The organism is Streptomyces sp. NPDC059853, from assembly GCF_042731495.1.
Taxonomy (GTDB): Bacteria; Actinomycetota; Actinomycetes; order Streptomycetales; family Streptomycetaceae; genus Streptomyces.
Window position 1 is genome coordinate 1 of record NZ_JBHWJL010000479.1, and the last position, 2,518, is coordinate 2,518.

At 72.1% G+C, this 2,518-nt stretch carries 3 protein-coding genes; all 3 read left to right on the top strand.

Annotated features, from left to right (window positions below):
- The first annotated feature begins 154 nt into the window (after positions 1-154).
- A complete protein-coding gene (locus tag ACFV5N_RS26985) occupies positions 155-1,309 on the top strand; it encodes an acetoin utilization protein AcuC (RefSeq protein WP_385604914.1) in 1,155 nt (384 codons plus the stop codon).
- Between the two features lie 657 nt (positions 1,310-1,966).
- Positions 1,967-2,176 (top strand): helix-turn-helix domain-containing protein, encoded by a 210-nt coding sequence (locus ACFV5N_RS26990; protein WP_019431885.1) that lies wholly within the window; start codon positions 1,967-1,969, stop codon positions 2,174-2,176.
- A gap of 133 nt (positions 2,177-2,309) precedes the next feature.
- Complete coding sequence (locus ACFV5N_RS26995; RefSeq protein WP_003948845.1) at positions 2,310-2,408, top strand: 30S ribosomal protein bS22; 99 nt, start codon at positions 2,310-2,312, stop codon at positions 2,406-2,408.
- The last annotated feature ends 110 nt before the right edge of the window (positions 2,409-2,518 follow it).

Consider the following 2,518-nt stretch of genomic DNA (forward strand, 5'->3'; position numbering starts at 1 on the left):
AGCGCCGATGGTACTGCATGGGGGACCGTGTGGGAGAGTAGGTCGCCGCCGAACAGTTTTTGATAGTGAGTGAGCCCTACCGGGTATCCGGTAGGGCTCACTTGCGTTTTCGGTTACCGTGTCAGCCATGAACAATGGCGCCGGAACACGGTTGATGTGGGACGACGGGGTGACCCGGTACAACTTCGGTCCCCACCATCCCATGAGTCCCGTCCGCTTGGCGCTCACCATGCGGCTGGTCGAGGAATTCGGACTGCTCCGGCACCTCGACGTCGCCGGCGCCCGGCCGGCCGGGGCGTCCACCCTCGGGCTCATCCACCGGCCCGACTACATCGACGCCGTACGGCGGGCCTCCGCCGACCCCCGCGACACCGACCGGTGGCACGGCCTGGAAACCGAGGACAACCCGGCGTTCGCCGGCATGCACGAAGCCGCCGCGCTCATCGCCGGGCTCTCCGTGTCCGCCGCCGAGGCCCTGCACAGCGGGGACGTCCAGCACGCCGTCAACTTCACCGGCGGGCTCCACCACGCCATGCCCGGCTCCGCGGCCGGATTCTGCGTCTACAACGACCCGGCGATCGCCATCGCCCGGCTGCTCGAACTCGGCCTGGAACGCGTCGCCTACCTCGACCTCGACGTCCACCACGGCGACGGCGTACAGGAGGCGTTCTGGGACGACCCCCGGGTGCTGACCATCTCCGTGCACGAACACCCCCGCACCCTCTTCCCGCACATCACCGGACGCCCCGACGAGACCGGGGAAGCCGAGGCGGCACCCGGCAGCGCCGCCAACGTGGCCCTGCCCGCCGGAACCTCGGACGAGGGCTGGCTGCGCGCCGTCCACGCCGTCGTCCCCGAACTGCTGGCCGACTTCCGGCCGCAGCTGCTCGTGAGCCAGCACGGCGCCGACACCCACTTCGAGGACCTCCAAGCCCACCTCCTGCTCAGCCTCGACGGCCAGCGGGCCGGCATCGAGGCCGCCCACGACTGGGCGCACCGGTACGCGGACGGGCGCTGGCTGGCGCTCGGCGGCGGCGGGTACGCGGTCGTCGACGTCGTCCCCAGGCTGTGGACGCACCTCGTCGCCATCGCCGCCCACGCGCCCCTGGAGCCGGCCGCCGCCCTGCCCGACGGCTGGCGGCAGACCGCGTACGCGCTCACCCGGGAGAGCGGGCCGTGGCGGATGACCGACGGCCGTACCCCCACCTGGCAGGACTGGGACGCCGGTTACGACCCGGCCGACCCGGTGGACCAAGCCGTCCTCGCCACCCGCCGCGCGGTGTTCCCGCTGCGCGGGCTCCTGCCCTGACCGGGCGGCCGCGCGCGCCCGTCCGACCGGGGCTCCCCGGCCGGCCCCCGGCGGCCCGCGCGGCCCGGTACTACGCCAGCTGATCCCGTGCGCCCCGCACGACCTGCGGTGTCCGGCTCCCCCCGGTGCGGCGGCCGATCATCGACCGAACGCCCCCTTTACCGGTACGACGCGCTCCGTGCCCGCTCCGGCCCGGGGCGCGGGAACACCGAGTGGGCGCACGGCAGGTCGTCACCCATGCCCCAGCACGCCCCCGGCGCACACAACTGCTCCGGCTCCCCGCCGGCCCGGCCGTCCCCCGGGAGGCGGCAGGGGCCAAGGCCGCAGGCCACGCGGGGTGTTGGCGGGTGCAAGCGGGGCGTGCGGGGGCAGGGGTGCGGGGCGGTCCGGTACGGGCCCGGGCGGCGGTGCGGCGGACCGGGACACCCGGCTGGGTGGGGCCGGCTCGCACGGATGTGGCCCCCGCTTGCGCCCGAGAGCCCCTGATGCGCTATGGGCGCAATCGGGCTTCTCTGTCAGCTTGGTGGTAAACGGCCGGTTGAGGCACCTCTTCCCCACTCGCATCACCCGCCCCTAATCTGGGGAGGAGCGCACTTGCGAGAGGGAGTCACCGGAGGGGAAGCCGGTGCCCGACATGTGCGGAAGGTCAGGTGTGACATGGCTGCTGGTGAAAGGCTTCTGAGCGAGGCCAAGTTCCTGACCGTGGCGGAGGTCGCCGCGGTGATGCGAGTGTCCAAGATGACCGTGTACCGCCTGGTGCACGCCGGTCATCTGCCCGCGATCCGGGTGGGAAGGTCCTTCCGGGTCCCCGAGCAGGCCGTCCACGAGTACCTGCGGGAATCCTTCGTAGGAGTGGAAAGCGCCTGATGGCGGGCCGGGAGAAGGCCCGCTAGGCCCTCGATTTACCCGTATCACCCGGTGACCGGTAGGCTGACCCCCATGTAGGTCGTGTGGGCTCGGACGCCCCGCACCGAGTCATCGAAGTGAGCGAGGGTAAGTCGTGGGCTCTGTTATCAAGAAGCGGCGCAAGCGGATGGCGAAGAAGAAGCACCGCAAGCTGCTGAAGCGCACCCGCGTGCAGCGCCGCAACAAGAAGTGAGCGAGCGCGGCTGAACCGGCCCTCCCGTCATACGGATGGGAGGGCCGACGCATGCCGCGTTCCGTGCGAGCGCTCCATACGGCGGCGGCCCGGCGGCCGGTGCGGTGCAC